Source organism: Lagierella sp., assembly GCF_029983815.1.
GTDB lineage: Bacteria > Bacillota > Clostridia > Tissierellales > Peptoniphilaceae > Mediannikoviicoccus.
This window is the reverse complement of the sequence record NZ_JASBYU010000012.1, coordinates 32,278-53,710: the sequence shown is the minus strand read 5'-3', so window position 1 is coordinate 53,710 and position 21,433 is coordinate 32,278. Positions and strand designations below refer to the sequence as shown.

The 21,433-nt window shown below is 33.9% G+C and carries 22 protein-coding genes; 6 read left to right on the top strand and 16 right to left on the bottom strand.

All coding sequences use genetic code 11. The features are described from left to right. Positions 1-212 precede the first annotated feature (212 nt). Positions 213-1,592, top strand: a complete 1,380-nt coding sequence (locus Q1K37_RS06070; RefSeq protein ID WP_300410487.1) for an MATE family efflux transporter — start codon at positions 213-215, stop codon at positions 1,590-1,592. A 53-nt stretch (positions 1,593-1,645) separates the two neighbouring features. On the opposite strand, the gene Q1K37_RS06065 is transcribed toward Q1K37_RS06070, so the two are convergent. Both Q1K37_RS06065 and fba read right to left on the bottom strand, forming a co-directional pair. Further along, positions 1,646-1,972 carry a carboxymuconolactone decarboxylase family protein gene (locus Q1K37_RS06065; RefSeq protein WP_300410485.1) on the bottom strand — a complete coding sequence of 109 codons (327 nt, stop codon included), beginning with the start codon at positions 1,970-1,972 and terminating at the stop codon, positions 1,646-1,648. A 227-nt stretch (positions 1,973-2,199) separates the two neighbouring features. After that, positions 2,200-3,063 (bottom strand): class II fructose-1,6-bisphosphate aldolase, encoded by an 864-nt coding sequence (gene fba / locus Q1K37_RS06060; RefSeq protein WP_300410483.1) that lies wholly within the window; start codon positions 3,061-3,063, stop codon positions 2,200-2,202. A gap of 176 nt (positions 3,064-3,239) precedes the next feature. On the opposite strand from fba, the gene Q1K37_RS06055 reads away from it, so the two are divergent. The 3 genes from Q1K37_RS06055 to Q1K37_RS06045 are packed head-to-tail and all read left to right on the top strand — an operon-like array spanning position 3,240 to position 4,577. Beyond that, positions 3,240-3,506 carry a chorismate mutase gene (locus Q1K37_RS06055; RefSeq protein ID WP_300410481.1) on the top strand — a complete coding sequence of 89 codons (267 nt, stop codon included), beginning with the start codon at positions 3,240-3,242 and terminating at the stop codon, positions 3,504-3,506. Beyond that, a complete protein-coding gene (locus Q1K37_RS06050; RefSeq protein WP_300410479.1) occupies positions 3,499-4,167 on the top strand; it encodes a Maf family protein in 669 nt (222 codons plus the stop codon). The genes Q1K37_RS06055 and Q1K37_RS06050 overlap by 8 nt, the downstream gene beginning before the upstream one ends. Next, positions 4,164-4,577: a DUF523 domain-containing protein gene (locus tag Q1K37_RS06045; RefSeq protein WP_300410477.1), complete on the top strand. Its 414-nt coding sequence runs from the start codon at positions 4,164-4,166 to the stop codon at positions 4,575-4,577. Before Q1K37_RS06050 ends, Q1K37_RS06045 begins: the two co-directional genes overlap by 4 nt. Positions 4,578-4,804: 227 nt before the next feature. Here the strand turns inward: Q1K37_RS06045 and Q1K37_RS06040 are convergent, their stop codons facing one another. After that, a complete protein-coding gene (locus tag Q1K37_RS06040) occupies positions 4,805-5,488 on the bottom strand; it encodes an HAD family hydrolase (RefSeq protein WP_300410476.1) in 684 nt (227 codons plus the stop codon). Between the two features lie 125 nt (positions 5,489-5,613). Here Q1K37_RS06040 and Q1K37_RS06035 point away from each other — a divergent pair, with 125 nt between their 5' ends. Continuing rightward, positions 5,614-6,762, top strand: a complete 1,149-nt coding sequence (locus Q1K37_RS06035; RefSeq protein WP_300410475.1) for a double-cubane-cluster-containing anaerobic reductase — start codon at positions 5,614-5,616, stop codon at positions 6,760-6,762. Positions 6,763-6,822: 60 nt separating this feature from the next. Here Q1K37_RS06035 and Q1K37_RS06030 read toward each other — a convergent pair whose 3' ends face one another. The 9 genes from Q1K37_RS06030 to Q1K37_RS05990 form a co-directional block, all read right to left on the bottom strand. Next, entirely contained in the window at positions 6,823-7,533 is a 711-nt protein-coding gene (locus Q1K37_RS06030) for a TrmH family RNA methyltransferase (protein ID WP_300410473.1), read from the bottom strand. Then, positions 7,520-8,458, bottom strand: coding sequence for a C39 family peptidase (locus Q1K37_RS06025; RefSeq protein WP_300410471.1), 939 nt, complete (start codon positions 8,456-8,458; stop codon positions 7,520-7,522). The genes Q1K37_RS06030 and Q1K37_RS06025 overlap by 14 nt, the downstream gene beginning before the upstream one ends. A 184-nt stretch (positions 8,459-8,642) precedes the next feature. After that, positions 8,643-9,173, bottom strand: coding sequence for a signal peptidase I (lepB, locus tag Q1K37_RS06020; protein ID WP_300410470.1), 531 nt, complete (start codon positions 9,171-9,173; stop codon positions 8,643-8,645). A gap of 12 nt (positions 9,174-9,185) precedes the next feature. Then, entirely contained in the window at positions 9,186-10,181 is a 996-nt protein-coding gene (locus Q1K37_RS06015) for an asparaginase (protein WP_300410469.1), read from the bottom strand. Continuing rightward, positions 10,181-10,978 carry a histidinol-phosphatase HisJ family protein gene (locus Q1K37_RS06010; protein WP_300410467.1) on the bottom strand — a complete coding sequence of 266 codons (798 nt, stop codon included), beginning with the start codon at positions 10,976-10,978 and terminating at the stop codon, positions 10,181-10,183. Before Q1K37_RS06010 ends, Q1K37_RS06015 begins: the two co-directional genes overlap by 1 nt. 272 nt (positions 10,979-11,250) lie before the next feature. After that, on the bottom strand, positions 11,251-11,778 hold the full coding sequence (locus Q1K37_RS06005; protein WP_300410465.1) for an AI-2E family transporter: 528 nt from the start codon (positions 11,776-11,778) through the stop codon (positions 11,251-11,253). Between the two features lie 11 nt (positions 11,779-11,789). Then, a complete protein-coding gene (locus tag Q1K37_RS06000; protein WP_300410463.1) occupies positions 11,790-13,073 on the bottom strand; it encodes a glucose-6-phosphate isomerase in 1,284 nt (427 codons plus the stop codon). Further along, positions 13,063-14,184, bottom strand: a complete 1,122-nt coding sequence (locus Q1K37_RS05995; protein ID WP_300410461.1) for a PP2C family protein-serine/threonine phosphatase — start codon at positions 14,182-14,184, stop codon at positions 13,063-13,065. Before Q1K37_RS05995 ends, Q1K37_RS06000 begins: the two co-directional genes overlap by 11 nt. An 8-nt stretch (positions 14,185-14,192) precedes the next feature. After that, positions 14,193-15,335: a class I SAM-dependent RNA methyltransferase gene (locus Q1K37_RS05990; protein WP_300410459.1), complete on the bottom strand. Its 1,143-nt coding sequence runs from the start codon at positions 15,333-15,335 to the stop codon at positions 14,193-14,195. Between the two features lie 389 nt (positions 15,336-15,724). On the opposite strand from Q1K37_RS05990, the gene Q1K37_RS05985 reads away from it, so the two are divergent. Beyond that, positions 15,725-16,102 (top strand): class II SORL domain-containing protein, encoded by a 378-nt coding sequence (locus Q1K37_RS05985; RefSeq protein WP_300410457.1) that lies wholly within the window; start codon positions 15,725-15,727, stop codon positions 16,100-16,102. A 206-nt stretch (positions 16,103-16,308) separates the two neighbouring features. On the opposite strand, the gene Q1K37_RS05980 is transcribed toward Q1K37_RS05985, so the two are convergent. The 4 genes from Q1K37_RS05980 to Q1K37_RS05965 all read right to left on the bottom strand — a co-directional run bounded on the left by Q1K37_RS05980 (position 16,309) and on the right by Q1K37_RS05965 (position 21,335). Then, complete coding sequence (locus Q1K37_RS05980) at positions 16,309-17,076, bottom strand: formate/nitrite transporter family protein (protein ID WP_300410455.1); 768 nt, start codon at positions 17,074-17,076, stop codon at positions 16,309-16,311. A gap of 300 nt (positions 17,077-17,376) precedes the next feature. Then, complete coding sequence (locus Q1K37_RS05975; protein WP_300410453.1) at positions 17,377-18,273, bottom strand: selenium metabolism-associated LysR family transcriptional regulator; 897 nt, start codon at positions 18,271-18,273, stop codon at positions 17,377-17,379. Positions 18,274-18,625: 352 nt separating this feature from the next. Then, on the bottom strand, positions 18,626-19,453 hold the full coding sequence (locus Q1K37_RS05970) for an Mrp/NBP35 family ATP-binding protein (protein WP_300410452.1): 828 nt from the start codon (positions 19,451-19,453) through the stop codon (positions 18,626-18,628). A gap of 181 nt (positions 19,454-19,634) precedes the next feature. Beyond that, the gene (locus Q1K37_RS05965) at positions 19,635-21,335 is read right to left on the bottom strand and encodes a cell wall-binding repeat-containing protein (protein WP_300410451.1); all 1,701 of its coding nucleotides are present in this window, start codon (positions 21,333-21,335) and stop codon (positions 19,635-19,637) included. Positions 21,336-21,433 lie beyond the last annotated feature (98 nt).

Here is a 21,433-nt window from a genome sequence, read left to right as displayed (position 1 = left end):
CATTTAGAAATTTCAACTATTTTTAAATTTCACTTGACTTTTTACCACTGGACTTATTAATTCTATTTATCATAATTTACCCCTATCTTTGTAATGTAATCAATTTTCTGATAGAATATCTTTTTGTGGTTTACACAAACGAGGACTTATTACAGTTTTTCTCTAATAGTTCTCTAGACAGATTAGAATTAATTTTATAGCGAGGTGAATGTATGGAAAGAATAAATAAAAATAAATTGATGGCAACAGAGGACATTAAAAAACTACTAATCAAGTTTTCAGTTCCTGCAATAATTGGTATGCTTGTTAACGCATTGTACAATGTAATAGATAAAATATTTTTAGGACAGGTTAGTTCCCTTGCGATTGGTGGGGTTCACCTTACCTTCCCAATCAGTCTTATTATAATGGCCTTTTCGATGTTAATAGGTATGGGTGGCAATTCCCTTTCTTCCATAAGAATGGGACAGGGTAGGATAAAGGAGTCTGAAAAGATATTAGGTCAGTCCTTCACCCTATTTATTATCTTCTCAATAGTAATAACAGGAGGTTTACTACTCTATACTGAGGAGCTACTTATTAAACTTGGATCAAGTAAAGTGCTATTGCCCTATGCCATAGACTATTTAAAGATATTGGCATTAGGCATTCCCTTCCAACTGATAGGATTTGGACTAAACTTTTTTATTAGGGGAGAGGGAAGTCCTTCAACTGCCATGGGCACCATGTTAATAGGTGCAATTACAAATATTATACTGGACTATATATTTGTAATCCTAATGGGCATGGGAGTAAAAGGTGCAGCACTAGCAACAATTATAGGTCAATTTTTGTCTATGATTTGGGTATTGGTCTTCTTTTTAGGAAAGCGAACAACTATTAATTTAAAGAGTGAAAATTTAAAATTAGAACCAGAATTGGTAAAGGAGATAATAGTTTTAGGCCTTGCTCCCTTTGGAATGCAACTTGCTGCAAGTTTGGTTATAACCATATTCAACCTACAAATCAAGACCTTTGGTAACGACGAAGCCATTGCAGCCATGGGAATAATGCAAAGTATATCCACACTTGCTTTTATGCCTGTTTTTGGCTTAAACCAGGGCAGTCAACCAATAATAGGATATAACTTCGGCGCTAAAAAATATCATAGGGTTAAAGAGGCATTTAAGCTTGCTACCATCGCAGCTACCGCCTACCTCACTTTCACCTACTTGATTATTATGTTCTTTCCAGAAGCCTTGATAAAACTTTTTATTATGAATGCAAAGGACATCGACAAAGTAATGCCTGGAGCAGTTGCCTGCCTTAGACTTAGTTCTTTGGCAAACCCCGTACTAGGTTTTCAAATCATATCCGCAAATTACTTCCAAGCAACGGGCAAAGCAACTAGAGGAATAATCCTATCCCTTTCAAGACAGTTGATAGTCCTACTTCCAGTGTTAATAATCGCACCTAAATTTTTAGGACTTAACGGAGTTTGGTTGTCCTACCCTATATCCGATGTTATTTCTTTCGTGTTGACAGGAGTCTTTATGGTAAAGGAGCTTAGACTGTTAAATGAGGGTATAGAGCTGGAAAATAGTCCTAGTTAATTAAAATCAATAAATATGGCGAGCCTTCAAGTATGAAAGCTCGCCTTTCTATATTATAAATCTTTGAAAATATCTACAGCTAATGAACCAAAGGCTATAGAAGGTCCCCCTCCCATGGCAACAGCTGATTCAGCTACTTCTATAATCTCTTCTTCTGTAGCTCCTACATCCTTGCAGTTCTTAGCATGGGTAAGAATACAGTCTGGACATCTAATGGCAATCCCTATTCCCAACATGATAAATTCCTTTTCTTTAATTGTCAAAGCCTTATCCTTCATATTGGTACCAATTGAATTTAAAACTGATGATGCCAATGGAGAATTATTTACAAAATAACCCATTCTTTCATCTTTTTCTTTATATTTTTCGTCGTATTTCATGATTACCTCCTAAATATTTGATGTGGCGGTGCCACATCTAATTATGATTGTACCATTTATTTATCTTTTTGTTAATTTATTCGAGGCTTTATTTTGATTTTAATAAACATAGATATTTGGCATCTTAATTCTCACTATTTATTAAAGCACAAAAAAAGAGCACCCTTTAGGTGCCCAATTTAAATTATTTGAATAAATGTGATTTTTAACCCTTTTGGAAAACTATATTATGCTCTATTTGTTGATCCAAAAAGTTCCATCTTTTCTTTTACTATTTTTTTGATGCCTTCTGTTCCTGGTTTAAGAAGTTTTCTTGGGTCAAATCCCTTTCCAATCTTATCCTTGCCTTCTTCAATGTATTTTCTAGTCTCCTTGGCAAACTCCTGCTGACATTCAGTATTTACATTGATCTTAGAAACTCCAAGTTCAATTCCCTTTCTTATCATATCTGCCGGTATCCCTGTTCCACCATGAAGTACTAGAGGAATTTCTCCTACTTCATTCTTTATATTTTCTAAAGCGTCAAAGTCCAATCCCTTCCAGTTTTCTGGATAAACACCGTGAATATTACCAATTCCTGCAGCTAGAAAATCAATACCTAGATCAGCAATCATTTTACATTCTTTAGGATCTGCGATTTCTCCCATTCCTACTACTCCATCTTCTTCTCCTCCGATGGAACCAACTTCTGCTTCAACAGAGATTCCCTTACTATGGGCAATTTCCACAATCTCTTTTGTCTTTTCAATATTTTCAGCTATTGGATATGAGGATCCGTCAAACATTACAGAAGTAAATCCTGCCTCTATTGCACTTTTCGCTCCTTCATAAGTACCGTGGTCTAAGTGAATGGCAACTGGAACTGTAATATTTAAGTCCTCTATCATTCCTTCAACCATTTTTACAACTGTTTTAAAACCGGACATATATCTTCCAGCACCTTCAGAAACACCTAATATAACAGGTGAATTCTCTTCTTGGGCCGTTTCTAGTATTGCCCTGGTCCACTCTAAATTGTTGATATTGAATTGTCCTACTGCATATTTTTCACTATATGCCTTATCTAACATTTCTTTTGCTGATACTAACATGAATACCTCCTACTATTTTATAACTATATGATATCATACCCTAAGAAATACTTCTTAAATCACAGTGAATTCTTGATTAAACCTATGTTATACTTTAATCAAGCTTCTACTAGAGCAATAGAAAACCTTAAAATCACTCTTTAATGTGTTTTTATATTTAATATATGGAGGTTAATATGAAGAATTTACAAGACCTTAGAAAGGAAGTGGATTCAATCGATAAAAAGATCAATGAACTTTTTATAAGGCGATTGGATATTGTTAAAAAGATAAAAAAAGAAAAAATCCAACTGAATTTAGAGACTATAGATAGGAAAAGAGAAAAGGAAATTTTTGAAAATCTCGAAAATTACACCAAGGTCGAGTACCATCAATACTCCCATGACCTGTTTGAAAATATTATTAGGATATCTAAGGATTTTCAGGAGAAATACGATGACTAAAAATAACTTTGACATTAATAATTTAGGTACTTTTATTCTCAGGGATGAAGATAACCTAAACTTTTCAAAAATAATTCTCGGCTCCTCTTCCCCTAGGCGAATAAAACTATTAAAAGAATTCATCAACGATTTTGAAATAGTAAAACCTAAAATAGATGAAGATAGTGTAATTGAAGATTTTTTTAAAAACCATTCTTCAGGAGATTTTCTAAAGGATTCTTTCTCCTCATGTGCCAAAATAGCTTATGAAAAGTCAGTGGCTGTACACAGCAAAACAAATTCTGGACTGATAATATCTGCAGATACAGTCGTTGTGACTCATGATAAAATTCTTGGAAAACCAGATGACTTAAGGCATGCCTACGAAACCCTAAGAGGCCTTTTAGGAACTATCCACTATATTTGTACTGGAGTATGCCTTATGGAAAATAAAAATAATTACAAGCTATACTATGTGGTATCCCAAGTCGAGTTTGTAAAGGAAAGCAATTTTTCCATAGATTTTATAAAAAGGTATATAGATAGCAAATCTCCCCTTGATAAAGCAGGATCTTATAATATCCAGGAAGTGGACAAGTTTTTAGTCTCTTCAATTTACGGAGATTATTACAACATTGTAGGACTTCCCCTACCAGAACTAGTAAGGAGTTTAAGATTATGAAAGAAAAAATATTGGTAAGTTCATGTCTTATAGGATTGATTACCAGATATGATGGAAGATTACAAAAGGATAATCGATTTGAAGAACTTGCAGAAGAATATGATATTATTCCATTTTGTCCAGAACAGGCGGGAGGACTTCCTACTCCCAGAAAACCCTGTGAAATCTATAAAAATAGGGTTTTAAATGTAGATGGGGATGACAAGACTGAAAACTTTATAAGAGGGGCCAAGGAAGCTTTAAAACTGTGTAAGTTATTTAATATTAAGAAAGCCATTTTAAAGTCAAAGAGTCCTTCCTGTGGAAAAGGAAAGATTTATGATGGAACTTTTTCAGGAAACTTAATCTCTGGTGATGGTTTTACAACTAGATTACTTGAAGATAATGGGATTGAGGTCACAAGCATGTAAAACTTACCAAAACGATAATTATACCTTTTTAAAAACGCAACAACTAAGAGTATGTAAATATAAAATCGAGCACTCATAATCTAAGTGCTCGAAATATTCATATTAAGTGGATAAAGGGTATCCACTTAAAGATGGATTGGAATCCAATAAGATATCTTTCAAAAGGGGTGTTTTGAATTAATATCTACATTAATTCTAACAGTATTGATAATGATTGTCAATAGCTTTTAGGAATTTAAAAACTTCAAAATTTCTTCCGGCTTATCGATTATAGCCTTCGCTCCATTTTCCAAAAGCTCCTCTTTACTTCTAAAACCCCAAGTTACACCAACTGGATATAATCCTCCATTTACTGCTGTAATCATATCTGTAGAGGTGTCTCCAAAATATACTATCTCCTTTGAGTCAAGGCCAGAGATCCTCTTAAATTCGTCAATCATATCCTGATGTGGCTTTAGCCTAATTCCAGGTTTATCCCCTAGAATAAAGTCAAAAAAATCTTTTCCAAAAATATTGTCTAAGACGATCTGCGCTGCTTTCATAGGCTTATTTGTACAAACCGCTAATATTCTACCCTCTTTTTTTAGCTTATTCAGTGTTTCTACTATTTTGTCATAGGGCTTTGTGAAGTCGTCATCTCTATTATTGTATTCATATAGATAATCCGGTAAAATCTCTTCAACTCTCTTGGTCAATTCTTCTTCAGTTAGGTTTAGTTTATCCCTTTCATTGATATAGTTAAAGGCCCTTGTTGCCATTACCTGTGCCCCATCTCCCACGAAGTCATTATATAGATCGTAGTCACATATTTCATAACCCCTCTTTGAAAGATGACTATTAAACAAATTTCCAATCGTCTCTAAACTGTCAATTAAAGTTCCATCTAAATCAAATATAAATCCTTTAAACATCTCAACCTCCTGTCTTAATTTTACCACATTGTACCGTTATAGATGATTGTCTTACTTCACTTTTTATTGTAATTTTCAATTTTTGTTATATAATTATCTTGAGTGAAACAAAAGGAGTGTTTGTATTGACTGTTAAAGTTAGAAAAGAATTGCCTGAAATCTTCAACGATTTTGCTGAAGGTAGACAAAAGGCTTTTATAAAAGTAAAGGAACAAAAGGAAAAGGGAATTCCTCTTATAGGTACTTTTTGTACCTTCTTCCCACAAGAGTTGGCTATTGCCGCTGGAGCGACCAGCGTATCCCTATGCTCAACTTCTGACGAAACAATTGGAGATGCTGAAAGGGACTTGCCAACAAATCTATGTCCTTTAATTAAATCCAGCTATGGTTTTGCCATGACTGACAAATGTCCATTTTTCTTTTTCTCTGATTTAATCATTGGAGAAACCACTTGCGATGGAAAGAAAAAGATGTATGAATATTTAGGGAATTTTAGACCAACCCATGTAATGGAATTGCCTAATAAATATTCTGAAGAAGGCCTTAGATTATGGGAAAATCAAATTGTAATAGCTAAGGAATTATTAGAAGATAAATTTAATGTAGAGATAACCGACGAAGATTTGGAAGAGGCCATAAAGGTCAAAAACGCTGAACGTTCTGCTGTAAAGGACTTTTATGAGATTATGGCCGCTGATGAATTGCCATGCACAGGGCTGGACCTATGGCATGTATTAAATGGTATAACCTTTGATTTTGACAAGAGATCCATCCCTCAAAGAATAGGCGAGTTAAAGGAACAGGTTCTATCTGAAAGTAAAAAAATCACTGGCAAAAAGAGAATTTTAATTACTGGATGTCCTATAGGTGCAGCCACTGAAAAAGTTATTCAAGCCGTTGAAGAAAATGGCGGAATTGTAGTTTCATATGAAAACTGTGGCGGTGCTAAGGCCATTGATAAAAACGTCGAAGAGAATACGGGAAACCCAATTCACGCAATTGCCGATAAGTATCTACAAATTGGTTGTGCCTGCATGTCTCCAAATCCTAACAGAAAGGATTTGTTATCCAGACTTATAGATCAATTTAAGGTCGATGGTGTTATAGATATGCATCTTCAAGCCTGTCAGCCTTTCCAAGTTGAATCCCTAAGTATTAAAAACTTTGTAAACAAGGAGAAAAATTTACCTTTTATGTCTGTAGAAACCGACTATGGACAATCTGACATCGGCCAACTTAATACAAGAATTGCCGCATTCCTTGAGATGATCTAATCCCATATAAGTTTTTGTAATAGAATGCAAAAAAGAGCGCTCAAAAATATTTTGAGTGCTCTAATATTTTAACGCTTCATACATCGCTACAGCTGCAGCAATTGTCAAGTTTAATGAATCCACATCTTCAGACTGAGGTATTATTACCTTGGATATAGTTGCGTTGTCATATTCTTCTCCAAGGCCCCTGCCCTCATTTCCAAAGGCCAAAGTGAAATCATCTTCAAATTTTGTAGCTTTAATATTCTTCGAGTCTTCCTTTAACATAAATCCATAGATTTTATTGTCATGGATAGCTTTATAGTCATCTAAAGTTGAAAACTCTTCAAAGTTAATCTTGAAAAAGGCCCCCATGGATCCCCGTATAACCTTTGGATTAAATATATCACAACAATTTCCCACCAATGCAAGGTCCTTGTATCCAAAACCAACCATGGTTCTAATAATCGTACCTAGGTTACCCATATCTGAGACATTGTCAAGTAATATATGATTCTTCCCTGGAGAAATTTTGCCTTTGTATTTATTAAAGACTCCTGCCATATACTCTTTTTTCTTTGTGGAAATCCTATTTAGATTCTTTTGATCAATTTCATAGGGAATTCCCAGTCCATTTAAAAGTTTTTTAGTCTCTTCAAGCCTATTGAAATCCGGCGAAATATATACGGATTTTAAAATTTCAGGCCTTGTTTCCACCAACTCCAAGGTGGGAAAGGGACCTAGTACATAGGAGTAGTCAAATTCTTTTTTATAATTCTTAAGTCTCATCATTTTTAAAGGCCCACAATTTTTTTACATCTTTACTAAATTCATCATACTTCCAAGCTTTTTCTGAATTTTCTAAGTTATTGGGATCATAGATTTTAAATCTATTATAGTCATCATGACCAATTATAAGCATAACATGGGATACTGTAGTAAAAGTTCCCGGGCCAACGGATATGATAATAGAATATCCGTCATCCAGTGCCTGTATAATCTCTTCTTCGCTGGTTCCAATACTCTTTAATTCCAAGTTGTATTCCTCTGCAATAAATGGATAAAGATCCCAGTTGGTACCATAATCCCCGACATAACCATTGTCGTGGGAAAGTTTTGCAATATCACTTGGAGTTATTCTTCTATTGGTCATTCCTGAAAGCATCATAGCTAAAGATGTCGGTGCGCATCCTGTATCTCCTATGATACCAGAACCATATTCTTGATATCCCCAACTTTGATCCCACTGGATATAGTAAGGATATCTTAAATCTTCATAGATTTTCTTAGGGTATCTGTAATCATATTTGATCCTATTGTCTATATATTTAGCTATAAAGTCGATAGTATCCGGATTTCTCCCTGCCATTTTAATCATACTTTCTGGCAATTCACTTCGATTGTCCAAGATTATTTGAGCATTCTTATCAACTTTGGCAGCTTTTTCTATATTTTTTATATATCCTTCCATGGAAGTTGCTTCTTCATATTTAATATCTTCTTGTTTTGAGCTCTTCTCTGAATTCTCATTTGGAGAATAATCCTTTGCAGTACCTATTAAATCGAGATTTTCTGAAGCCATCTCCATTCTATTTCCCAGAGAAAAAGCATTTTTTATAAGTAGAATCAAAAGCACAAGGAAAATAGATAAAAAAAGTCTATTTCGAAAAACTTGTCGCTTTCTATTTCTACTTCTTGTATTTCTTCTTTTGTTCATCTCTCCTCCTCCAATTATTTTAACAATTTAAGTTAAAAAAGTAAAACTTCCCTATAAAATCTTAATGTTTTATTGAGATTGAGATGATATTTTAAATACAACTGGCCTAACACTATATTTTTTGAATATTAGGTAAAAAAACGACTCCTAAGATTAAATACATTTAACTTGGAGTCAACTTGCTCTATTTAATTTTCCCAAACTTGCTGAAGGGTAAAAATCTAAATACAGCTATCCCCTTTACTGTATCCGTTGGTACCGTGCCAAATCTTCTTCCATCATCGGAGTTGGGCCTATTGTCACCTAGTACAAAAATCTCTCCTTCTTTCACTTCCCATTGAGATTGTCCTGTCTGAGGTAGAGTTTGTACAGCATCGTCAATATAATCCTCTTTAAGCTCTTCGCCATTTAAATAGACTTTCCCTTCGTGTAGACTTACGGTGTCTCCAGCTGTTCCAATAACCCTTTTAATAAAGTGGTCTCTTTTTCCATTTGGTTTGATATCTGGGGAAAGAAATTCTATTACCTCACCCTTTTTGACATCTCTTAGCAAAACTCCGATTCTATTTACAATCAGTCTATCTCCCGTGTCAAAGTTAGGATACATGGATCGTCCTGAAACTTCTGTGACAGAAAAGACAAAAGTCCTTATAATTATAGCCAGGACTAAAGCCAATACCACGGATTTTATCAAAGATAAAACAGTATCTTTCATTTAGTCATCTCCTTACAATTCATATAATGTATCAAAGTTAATCTGCGTGTAGAATAAATCCTTCAATTTATTAAAGTCACCTTCACTTTGCGCCATAGCCCACATAAGTTTTACAACGGTGGCTTCCAAAGTCATATCAAAGGATTCCATAATATTTAATTCATCTAATCTTCTTCCCACTTCATAAACGGAAATATCCGAGCCCTCCATGGGAACTTGGGTTGTAATCACAATATTTCTCTGCTTTTCGCTTTTATTTACCGCTTTAAAAGTATCCACTAGATATGACGGAATACCCCCTACACCGTAGGACTCTACTATTACAGTTTTATATTTTTCGAAGATATAAAATAACAATTCCGGTTCTATAGTGGGAATTAGTTTTAATAAAAATACAGAATCGTCAAGTTTATGATAAAAGGTAGGATTTTCCTCCAATGCCTCCTTATGGATATATCTAATTATCCTGTCATCATGAACCGTCGCTAATAGGGGGTAATTTAAGCTGGTAAATGCATCATAGCTCTTTGTCTTTTCTTTTCGCCCTCTAGTTCCTGCAATTACTTTTCCGTTAAATACTATACTGACATCATTAGATTTATCGTCACTTGCATAGGTAATGCTATCGGTTAGATTCAACTTTGCATCGGTTATGTCACTAAAAATGGATTTTTGAGCCCCAGTTAAAACTATGGGCTTTTTTGAATTTTGAATTAAGTAAGAAATGGCACAAGCAGTATATGCCAAGGTATCTGTCCCATGGGTAATGACAAAGCCATCATATTTATCGTAGTTTAATTCCAGAGCGCAGCTTATTTTAAGCCAGTCCTCTACTTGTATATCCGTACTATCTATGCTCATTAAATCCAAGGTTTCTAAGTTAATCCTATCCCTATCCAGTTTTAAGTACTCCACTAAGTCCCTTGAATTTAGGCCTGGAACAAGTCCCTTGCCCTTATTAACAGATGCTATTGTACCACCTGTAGAAATCATTAAAATATTCTTCATTAAAATTCCAACTTTCTCGGTCTTCTATTTTCAAATACATATACCCCGGTAAAGCCAAAGGATTTTACATAATCCAAAGCTTTTTTGTTTTTATATCCAATATCATAGCTCTTATGGGCATCCGAACCAATGGTTATAATTTCACCGCCCAATTCTCTATACCAGGATAGTATCTTTCTATGGGGATGAAGATATGGTAGTCCCTTTCTAAAACCGCCTGTGTTGATTTCAATGCCTCTATTAGTATCTATCAATTCTTTTAAAATCGCTAAAATGATCTCTTTATTCTCATCTTGGTCGGGAACATCAAAGTAATTGTCCAAGTAACGATCGATATAGTCTATATGACCTAGGACATCGAAATTTTTCATTGCTTTTACACTCTTATACATCTCTTCATAATAAGTCTTATATAATTCCTTAGGTTTTAATCTTTGATAATATCCACCACCATAGAGGTCTTTTTCAAAAAGGCAATGTACAGAACCTATTACAAAGTCATAGTCAAATTCATTTACAAAATCTTCCACTACCTTTGCAGTTGACTCCTGTATCCCAACTTCCACCCCTGCAAGGAGGTGTATATCATCTTTGTATTTTTCCTTTAATCTATTAAATTCTACAAAATACCCAGGAGCGTCTAAACTCTCCCAATACTTGTCCTTAGGTTTCATTATCTCCATATGGTCGGTAATGGACAAGTACTTAAGATTCTTATCTATGGCTACTTTAATATTGTCCTCCATTGGGGTGTTGCTATCCATGGAAAAAACACTGTGATTGTGTAAATCTATCATAAGACCTCCTAATTTATTACTACAGTTAAGTGTAACACAATTTTGATAAAATCTCCTTAAAAATCAGATTCAGTACATCGATCCCTTTTATATTGTTGTCGAAGGATTTAATTACATTAAAAACTGTTGAGTCCTATGATAATTCATAACCCAACAGTTTATAACCCTTGTATTCAATCTATATAGTATAAGAAATTACATTGCCTAATATGTCAAATGTTTTTTTCTGAAATTTCCTATAGCCTATTAAATTTGACTTTATTTTTAGATTTTTAATTTTGATAATACCTTCTTTTTCTAGCCTTATTCTTTCTATAAAAAGTTTGAATGTCCATGGCATCAAAGAAGCTGGTCATAATAAATATTAAGAAACATGCCACTACGGCTCCTGGTTCCTTTCCAATGGTATAGCATATAAGAAATATTAAAGCTATGATTATGGGCCTAATATTAAACTTCTTACCTATAAGAAAAGGAAATACAATTTCTTTTATTATGCATAAAATAATATACAGAATTGCCAATTGACTTGAAAGTAAACTTTCACTGGTAACAAGCCTTGCAATAACCCATGGGATAAAGACTATCCCCGTTCCTAAAAAGGGAATTAAACTAAAAATTCCAACCAGAATTCCCTTTAACCCATAATGGTGAATCCCTATTATCTTTAATCCAATTATGGAAATAATTGTAATGGCTATACCATATCCTAGATACCACAATGAAAAATTCGACAAGGTTTTCTTCTTTCTATATAAAATCTCTTCAAGAAAACCTTCTAAGTACTCTCTTACTACCACTACTACACCTCCTATTTAACACCAGGTTTACCAAGTAACTTAAACATTTGACTCTTATATTCCTCAACCCCTGGTTGATTAAAAGGGTTGACCTCCAAAAGATATCCTGAAATGCTAACGGCAATCTCAAAAAAGTAAATCAACTGTCCTAGATTCTCTTCATCTACTTTTTCCATAGTTATCTTTAGATTAGGAACATATCCCTTAATATGAGCTTTCATAGTTCCAGCAAGGGCCTGTTTATTTACAAAGTCCACAGTCCTATCCTTTAAATAGTTAAGACCATCAAGATTTTCTTTATCCTCTGGAATTGCTAAATCATATTTTGGATCCTCTACTTCAAGAACGGTTTCAAAGATATTTCGCTTTCCCTCTTGAATCAATTGGCCCATGGAATGTAAATCCGTAGTAAAGTTTACAGATGCAGGATATATCCCCTTTCCATCCTTCCCTTCAGACTCTCCAAAAAGTTGTTTCCACCAATCCGCTATATAGGAAAGGGAGGGTTCGTAATTTACAAGAATTTCAATATCTTTTCCATCCTTATATAAAGCATTTCTAATTAAAGCGTACTGTATAGCAGGATTTGATTTAGCCTTTAATTGGGTAAATTTATCCATTGCTACTTTTGCCCCTTTTAATAAATTGTCAATGTCTATCCCCTTAGCGGCAAGTGGCAAAAGCCCTACTGGAGTTAGAACTGAAAATCTTCCCCCAATATCATCTAGTACTACAAAGGTTTCATAACCCTCTTTATCAGCTAATTTCTTTAATGCGCCCTTTTTTCTGTCAGTTGTTACAAATATTCTCTCATTAGCTTCTTTTCCATATTTTTCTTCCAATTCTTTTTTAAGGATTCTAAAAGCAATAGCTGGTTCAGTAGTGGTACCGGATTTTGAAATTACATTTATACAATAATCCTTGTCCTTTAAAAACTTCACAAGTCTAGAAAGATAACCAGAACTTAGATGGTGTCCTGCATATATCAATTTAAATTCATCCTCATCTTCAAAGTAATCCTTTAAAGAGTTTTCAATGGCCTTTGTACCCAGGTAACTTCCACCAATGCCAATTACTACAAGATACTTCGCCCTTTCTCTAATCTTTTTTGCAGCTTCTTTAATCTTTGCAATTTCATCCCTTGAAAAGTCTTCAGGAAGGTTAACCCATCCTAAAAAATCCGAACCTTCTCCAGTTTTATCCAAAACCTTCTTTAAACTTTCTTCCCCGATTTTAAAACTTTCTTCTAAAACCTCTAAATCATAGCCTTCTTTAAAGTCAAATTTAATTCCCATTGATATCCTCTTTTCTTTCAACAAATAATAATGCGATGTCATCTTCCTGTCTACCCCATCTATAGGTAGAGACTTCATTTACTATTCTGTCCAATATATTAGGATAATTATTTGAAACCAATTTTACCAACCTCTCAGTTCCATAGAACTCCCCAAAATAGTCCTTGGTTTCAGTTATACCATCAGTATAAAATAATATCTTTTCACCAATTTCCAAATCGATTTTACTCTCCGAATAATTCCCCTTTGAGGTTATCAGTGAAATTGGTAAACCTGTGCCCATAAGCTTTTCCACCTCACCATCCCTATTTATCTTTAGAGGAATGGCGTTGTGACCTGCATTGGCATATTGAAAAGTTCCAGACTCCTTGTCAAAAACACCATAAAAAATTGTGAAGTACTTACTATCTTCTAGGTTCAACTCCGCAAACCTACGGATTAACGACCTTAAAACGATGTCCGGAGTATATCCAGTAATCCTACTTCTTGCCAAATGATACCTAACGGATTGACGAACGAACATTGTCAATATAGAAGCGGAAATACCATGGGCTACAACATCCGCTATATAGATAGCCGTTTTAGTCTCATCTATGGGGATAACATCAAACATGTCCCCTGAGAGGTAGGCCGAGGGAATATACTTATACTTGACTTCAAGTCCTCTATGGTTCCCCTTTTCAGGAAGAAGGGAGTTTTGAATTACCCTTGCATCATTTAATTCTCTTTGTGTCTTTCTTGCAATATCTTCATACCTCTTTATAGCAATAGACTCAATTGTAATATTTCTAAAGGTCTCAAGTATAGCAAGAGCATCCTCTTCTTCGTAAATTATTGAACTTTTGACTAAAAATTCTTCAGAACCAATGGATAAGGACTTTGTCAACTGATCCTTTTCATAAAATTCCTCAATTGAAGTTCCAGGAATTATTCTATTTTCTTCGGGATTTAAAAGTGAATTCTCCCCCACCTGGTCTCCAACTTTTTCAGTCATTTCAGCATTTTGAAAGAGAACATTACCCTCAGTATCTATAATTCTTACCCAATCGGAAAGATAGTTAAATACTTTTAATTTTTCAGCAGAAAAAATCGATTCTAATCTTCTTAACATAAATTCACCTAACTTTTGGGAGGTCTAGGACCATAATATTGATAGTAGTCTACTTTTATCCTACCATTGTAAAGCTTTCTTTTTCTATTGGCCTTCTTGCCAATGAGGCTTTCAAACCTTTCGTAGCTGGTTATTAAATATATTGACCAAGTTTCAAACTTTCTAAACTTCTTTCCAAAGTCCTTATACAGTTTTTCAACTTCTTTCTTTTCCCCTAGCCTTTCTCCATAGGGAGGATTTGTGATAACCACACCATAGTTATCCTTAAGGTCCACATCTCTCATATCCTTCATGAAAAATTGGATATCCTCTTTAACACCAATATTTTCAGCATTGTCTCTAGCCCTAAGTATTGACCTCTTATCGATGTCAGAACCTAGCAAGTCCAATTTTATATCATGATCTATTTCACTTAGACATCTCATCCTGACCTCTTTGAAAATTTCTTCCCCCACATAAGGCCAAGTTTGGGACACAAACTCTCTATCGATTCCTGGAGCAATATTTTTACCTATCATTGCAGCTTCTATAAGGATGGTTCCAGAACCGCAAAAAGGGTCATATAGTGTTCTTGATGGATTCCAATAGGACAGTAAAATCATTGCAGCAGCAAGGGTTTCCTTTAATGGCGCATCCCCCGCCCTATTTCTGTATCCCCTTTTATGAAGTCCAGCACCGGAAGTATCTATGGTCAAAGTAGCAATGTCCTTTAATAGACTTACCTCCGTTTTAAATAGAGGACCATCTTCATTAAACCAGTCCCTTTTATAAACAGACTTCAACTTGTCCACAATTGCCTTTTTGCAAATGGATTGACAATCGGAAATAGAAAACAATTTAGATTTTACCGATTTACCTTCAACGGGAAATTCTCCATCTTCTGTGATAAATTCTTCCCATGGCAAATCATAAGTTTTATCAAATAGCTCCTCAAAGGACAAGGCTTTAAACTCGCCAACTTTTATCAGAACTCTCTCAGCACATCGAAGCTTCATATTTAAAATAGCTATATCTTCAGAATTGCCTTCTAGTTCAATTTTACCATCATCTACCTTTAAGTTTTCGTACCCTAAGTCTTTTAGCTCCCTCTTTACCACCGCTTCCAGACCAAAGACCGTAGTGACGATTAACTTATATACTTTGCCATTCATGAATTAATTTTCACACTCCTATACTAAATTATAACCTATAGAATGAATAATTTACAGTCAAAGTCGGTGTTTTATTCACTTTAGATGAAATTGAAGAATAAAAAAACTTCACGACACCTTACAATACATATGTAAAAGGAAATTGTAGGTTTTAATAGCTCACCTCTAATAGGTCCTGCAACCAAAATCAACTTCATACCCATTATAGAATAAAATCCTTTTCCATACAAAATTAAAGAACATGCCCTATTAAAACTTCACATAAACTAATATCCTAGGAACTATGCACCATTGAACACTTTTTTTAATTGCTCTTTGAATTTGTTTAAATAAATAAAAGAGTGGTATATATATCAATGGTAGTAATTTAGAATATGAGGAGGACAATAATGAGTAAAATAACAGAATTATTTCAAACAGCAGATTGGAAAAATGAAAAACACGTTCCTGTAATCACTGCACCAGAAAAAGTAAAAAAAGACGAAGAGTTTCAAGTAGATGTTGCAGTAGGTAAAGAAATTGCACATCCTAACACTATGGAACACCATATAGTATGGATAAAATTATATTACTTAGCAAAGGATTCTAAACAAGCAGTTGAACTTGGAGAATACAGATTTGCAGCCCATGGTGAAGGAGATGCTTTCACAGAACCTAAGATTTCTACAAGTGTAAAATTGAATACTTGCGGAAAATTGATTTCAACATCTTACTGTAACATTCATGGTCTTTGGACTTCAGAAGTAGATGTACAAGTTGAAGGCTAAATCTAATAACTAATTAATTTAAAGACGAGCAGGCATCATAACTTTAAAAGAAGTTTTGATGATTGCTCGTCTTTTTTATTCGAATTTTATAACAACCTCTTGTACTATATTTACAAAATACATCTATTAACTTCTGAGGAAAAACTATAACTTCTACAACCATAATAAACTCAAAAGTTAAAGAGAAAATTGTTTTTTAGTTATCTTTATTGTTTCCTCCCATAGGTAAAATAATATGGAATTGATATAAGCAGTCCTCCAACTATATTTCCTAAAGTAACCACTAATAGTCTAATAATAATAGATCCAATAGGAACTTTCGCTCCTAAAAATAGCGCTTGTGGAAAATAATACATATTTGCTACACAGTGTTCAAATCCAAAAAATACAAATACAGCTACAGGAAACGCCGCAAGGAAAAACTTCGAAATACCATCCTTACCCGCTGTTGAAGTCCAAACTGAAAGACAAACTAAAAGGTTACAACCTACACCTCTAAAAAATGCTGTAGATAGATCCATTGAAGCCTTAGCATTTGCCATTTTGCCAAAAACCTCAGGACCACTTTCTTCAAATATACGTGTAAACGTTATTATAGCTGCGAATAATATAGAGCCTAGCAGGTTAAAAATCCAAACCTTTATCCAGTTTTGAAGAAGTTCTTTTACCGATATGTCCTTAGAAAAAGCCCCTATTGACATCAGAATATTACCTGTAAATAGTTCCGCTCCAGCCAACACCACCGATACAATTCCTATAGTAAAAATTCCACTTCCCAAAAGTTTGGTCACCAGTGGAGACAATCCTTTTCCAACTATGTTTACCATTGTGGATGCAGCCCCACCAATAGCAATAAAGATACCTGCCATTATTCCCATCATAAAAGTTTTAACAACAGGATTATTTGCCTTGGTTATTGCAACATTCTTCTGTACCTCTGTAATCTCCAAAGGACTGTTTAAATTGCTTCCCATAATAATCCCTCCAATTAATATTTTGATAATAACCTTTTCATATGTATTATTATCTACCTATAGAGAATTAAACTTTCTAAATCCCTATTAATTATATGATAACATATTCCTTGTTGTTTTTCCACAGTAATCCAGTACAGAATTTGTTAACTTTTAACTTTAACTTAGAGGATGCTAATTTATCCATATTAAAAGCACCCACTAAGTTGCAGCGCCTCCTAAATCCAAAGGGGAATTTAAGGGAAGCACTTCAAAATTGATGGGTGCTTATCTTTAAAAGTTATAGTAGCAAACTTTTAATTATCTATCTCCACTTTTTAAAATCAAATCCAAAAAGTCGCTAACATGTTTTGGAAGTGTTACTTTTTTATTCCAACAAGCATATAGATTCCTATACCTCTCTTTGCTTTCTGTTATAGGAATTGCTAGCATAGATCCGTCTTCTATCATATCTTCAACCGCAACTTTTGAGAAGAATGAAGTTCCAACTCCAATTTTAACCAATTTCTTTACAAGCATATCATCATTAACCGTTAAAACGACGTCTAAGTCTTCATGGTTAACTCCAACTTCTTTGGCGATTGCATCCATTTTATTTCTAATGCCGGAGCCTTGCTCTCTAGAAATAAAAGGTTCCTTTACTAAATCTGCCACAGTAGGATTTGAATCTTTTAGTTTTCTATAATATTCGGTGTTAGGGCAAATAAATACGAACTCATCTTCGAAAATTGGTGCAAAGTCGCAATTTTCATCAGCTTTTTCCATACCTACAATTCCTAAATCCACTAAATAATCAGAAACCTTCTTTATTGTTTGAACACTGTTGGTCTCCTTGATTACAACGGAAATATTTGGATGCATCTTTCTATAATCCAATAAAATTTTAGGTAAAATATAAGATGCAGGAATTTTTGAAACTCCTACCACTATTCTATTTTGATTTTTTTCTCCAAATTTCTCCATAACTCTATCTCTTTTAGTTAATAGAGTTTTAGCTTCCTTATAAAGTAAAATACCTGCCTCTGTTACCTTAAGTTCCCTTGTAGACCTTATAAATAGAGCAGTGTCTAATTCTTCCTCTAATTGTTTAATTTGCAAGCTCACTGTAGGTTGAGAAATTCCCAACTCCTTAGCAGCAATTGAGAAGCTCTCGTTTTGAACAAGCGCTACAAATATTTCTAATTGTTTAAAATCCATATTAACCCTTCCTTATTAACACTTTAAATTAATTAACATTTTTTTAAAATTTGTTAATAATTCTCCTACAATTTTAAGCGACAACTGTCGCTTAAAATATGTAACAACTCAAATAAACTAAACTAGGTGGCATAAGATAAGTAGATATTATCTTTTTTGTTTTTCAATTATATTCTACTATAGATGACAAACGATTGCAACTCTTTTTTATTAAATTTGCAAAATTTTAACAAATAATTCTTAAATTTTACAAAAAAGTATTAATTAGCCCTTCTTTTTTAACAAAGGAGGGCTAATTATTATTCACGGACTTCAATATAAAAAGTCCAGTAAGAAGACATTACATATCTTCCTATAGAACTTCTAATCTTTCTACGATTTCATATAGATAATTTTTATCTACACTGTAAATTTTACCACTTTCAGTTGCGTGGGAAATTGCCGGATCCACAGGAACTTTTGCAAAGGTATTTATATTTAATTCTTTTGAAATCTTTTCAATCTTACTTTCTCCAAAGATGGATATGGTTTCATCGCAGCTAGGACATTTTAAATAGCTCATATTTTCAACCAATCCTAAAACCTCTACTCCCATTAACTTAGCCATCTTAATTGCCTTTTTAACAATTATTTCAACTAATTCATTTGGTGTAGTAACTACAACTATTCCATCTATTGGCAATGATTGAAAAATCGTTAGTGGTACATCGCCAGTTCCAGGTGGTAAATCTATAAATAAATAGTCTAGCTCTTCCCATAGAACATCTTGGTAAAATTGTTTAATAACACCTGCCACCACTGGCCCTCTCCATACAACAGGATCAGTTTCATTTTCTAAAAGAAGATTAATCGATATTATCTTTATCCCATTTTCAGAAGTCACAGGATAAATATTACCTTGTCCATCGGATGTAGCATTTTCTTTAATTCCAAAGTACTTAGGGATACTTGGACCTGTAATATCTGCGTCCATGATTCCTACCTTATAACCCTTTTTAGCCATATCAGAGGCAAGCATAGAAGTTACAAGGGACTTTCCTACTCCACCCTTTCCAGATACCACTCCAATAATCTTTCCAATTTTTGTGGTTTCATTAGGATCTATTTTAAAGTTTTCAGGTGCGGTTCTTTGTCCACAGGACTTAGAACAACCTGAACAATTACTATTACAATTTGACATAATTTCCTCCTTGTCCATAATTAATCTTAAATAATTTACGGTATTTTGTCAAAAACTTTCTGCAGTAAACGCCATACTCAATCCCAATATATATTCTCTCTTTCTTTTTGATATTTAGAAGCTTCTCAAATTCAAAAAATCCAAGGCGAAGGAGTCTTCACCTTGGATTTACAATTAGAAATTAATACCCAATATTATTTTCTATCTCCATGTCAATAGCCTTATCTCCACCTACTAGATATGCAACGAATGGGTCAAGTTTCATATCATCCACAAATTTCTTCAAATCATCTGAATATTCTTTTCCTTTAACTAGGAGAATTGGTCCATTTACCTTATTCAATATGGTTGAAGCCGTAAGAGCATCAATTGAGTATTCATTGGTACCATTTGCTAAGATCAGTCCATCAACATAGTTTTCTTTTTTAAGAATTTCCTTTGCAACATTTTGAGATGTAATAAAACGGTTAGCTCCAAACACTCTTAGATCATTGGTTAAATCCAGTTTCTCTATGATTGAATCCTTTACAGAACCCTTTCCTCCAATCACCATAGATTTACTAATTCCTAGACCATCTAAATAATCCTTTACTTTATCTGTATCCATAGAATCAGACACTAGAAGGATTGGATATTTTTTCATCACAGAATATGGTGTAGCTGAAAGAGCATCTGCGTTGTTCTTACCGTCTACAAGTATTACCTTTTTCTCAAATCCTTGACTAGAGATAAGTTCTTTTACAACTTCCAATGAAGTTTCATACCTGTTTTTTCCATAAAGTCTTTCAGTCCTAACATCTAGATCCTTAGTTATCTTCTCCCTTAAGTCTTGTGAAATTGAACCATTTCCACCTACAAAGACAACTTTCTTCAAATTATCATTTCTAATATAGTTTAAAACATCCTCGTGTATAGAATTTTTTTCAACTAAAAGCATAGGAGCATTTAAAGCCTTTGCCAGTGGTCCAGCTGATAGGGCATCTGCAGAACCATCTCTTCCGTTGGCTATAATTACGGTTTCTGGACTTTCAAAAACCTCTTTTGCACTATCTAAAGCAGTTAAGAATCTATTACTACCAGATAGCCTTGTAACTGATCGCATTGGCTTTAATTCGAAGTCCCAAATATATGTGTCCGCCATGGTAAACTTTAATGGCAGTTTAACTGGTTTACCATCTTTATAGATTCTAAATAATTCGTCTATACCATCAAAATCCAATTCATTTTCAGTTCCAACAAAAATAGGATAAATTTTACCAAACTCTATTTTCTCACCATTTAATTTAGCACTTAACTTTGATATAGGAACCTCTGGTCCCTTTACATTTACAGTAAGGTTTAATGTGTCCCTATGAATTTTTAGAACCATGGTGTTCTCTTTTGAATCAATAGTTGATGAAAACTCCTTACCATCAACTTTTCCTTCCACAGGGCCATTGTTTAAAGATCCCCACACATAGTCAAAGTACTTATTTTCGATTACAAAATTTATCTTTTGTTTCTTTACCTTTTCAATATCCACATTGTAAATCTCAAATTCAGATTTTGATACTTTGGATGAAACCTTATCGCCTACAGTCCATTTAAGTTGTAGGTCTTCCATTATTTTGTCTATTTCATCCTTTGATGTAATTGTTTTTTCATTAAGTATGATTTTTTCCACCTTGATTACTGGATATTTCCCAGTGACTGGCTTCTCTGTCTCTTCCTTAGGTTTTTCTGTCTCTTCCTTAGGCTTTTCTGTAACAGTTTCTGTACTTTCAGTATTGGTTACAGGAGTAGTTTCTTCCTCTACTTTTTCTTCTGCCTTTACCATTGTCGGCAATAGCAGAGAAAAAGCTAAAATAAGAGATAAAATCGTTTTTGTTAAAATCTTTTTCAAAATATGTCCCTCCTTTTGAAATTCAATTATATTGAACTTCTACTATTAGAATATCATAAAATTACAATAAAGTCTTAAAGTTAAATCTTTCTAGCCGA

Coding starts and splice junctions, on each gene's coding strand:
- Q1K37_RS06070 (WP_300410487.1), top strand. CDS start 213: ATGGAAAGAATAAATAAAAATAAATTGATGGCAACAGAGGACATTAAA.
- Q1K37_RS06065 (WP_300410485.1), bottom strand. CDS start 1,972: ATGAAATACGACGAAAAATATAAAGAAAAAGATGAAAGAATGGGTTAT.
- fba (WP_300410483.1), bottom strand. CDS start 3,063: ATGTTAGTATCAGCAAAAGAAATGTTAGATAAGGCATATAGTGAAAAA.
- Q1K37_RS06055 (WP_300410481.1), top strand. CDS start 3,240: ATGAAGAATTTACAAGACCTTAGAAAGGAAGTGGATTCAATCGATAAA.
- Q1K37_RS06050 (WP_300410479.1), top strand. CDS start 3,499: ATGACTAAAAATAACTTTGACATTAATAATTTAGGTACTTTTATTCTC.
- Q1K37_RS06045 (WP_300410477.1), top strand. CDS start 4,164: ATGAAAGAAAAAATATTGGTAAGTTCATGTCTTATAGGATTGATTACC.
- Q1K37_RS06040 (WP_300410476.1), bottom strand. CDS start 5,488: ATGTTTAAAGGATTTATATTTGATTTAGATGGAACTTTAATTGACAGT.
- Q1K37_RS06030 (WP_300410473.1), bottom strand. CDS start 7,533: ATGATGAGACTTAAGAATTATAAAAAAGAATTTGACTACTCCTATGTA.
- Q1K37_RS06025 (WP_300410471.1), bottom strand. CDS start 8,458: ATGAACAAAAGAAGAAATACAAGAAGTAGAAATAGAAAGCGACAAGTT.
- lepB (WP_300410470.1), bottom strand. CDS start 9,173: ATGAAAGATACTGTTTTATCTTTGATAAAATCCGTGGTATTGGCTTTA.
- Q1K37_RS06015 (WP_300410469.1), bottom strand. CDS start 10,181: ATGAAGAATATTTTAATGATTTCTACAGGTGGTACAATAGCATCTGTT.
- Q1K37_RS06010 (WP_300410467.1), bottom strand. CDS start 10,978: ATGATAGATTTACACAATCACAGTGTTTTTTCCATGGATAGCAACACC.
- Q1K37_RS06000 (WP_300410463.1), bottom strand. CDS start 13,073: ATGGGAATTAAATTTGACTTTAAAGAAGGCTATGATTTAGAGGTTTTA.
- Q1K37_RS05995 (WP_300410461.1), bottom strand. CDS start 14,184: ATGTTAAGAAGATTAGAATCGATTTTTTCTGCTGAAAAATTAAAAGTA.
- Q1K37_RS05990 (WP_300410459.1), bottom strand. CDS start 15,335: ATGAATGGCAAAGTATATAAGTTAATCGTCACTACGGTCTTTGGTCTG.
- Q1K37_RS05985 (WP_300410457.1), top strand. CDS start 15,725: ATGAGTAAAATAACAGAATTATTTCAAACAGCAGATTGGAAAAATGAA.
- Q1K37_RS05980 (WP_300410455.1), bottom strand. CDS start 17,076: ATGGGAAGCAATTTAAACAGTCCTTTGGAGATTACAGAGGTACAGAAG.
- Q1K37_RS05975 (WP_300410453.1), bottom strand. CDS start 18,273: ATGGATTTTAAACAATTAGAAATATTTGTAGCGCTTGTTCAAAACGAG.
- Q1K37_RS05970 (WP_300410452.1), bottom strand. CDS start 19,453: ATGTCAAATTGTAATAGTAATTGTTCAGGTTGTTCTAAGTCCTGTGGA.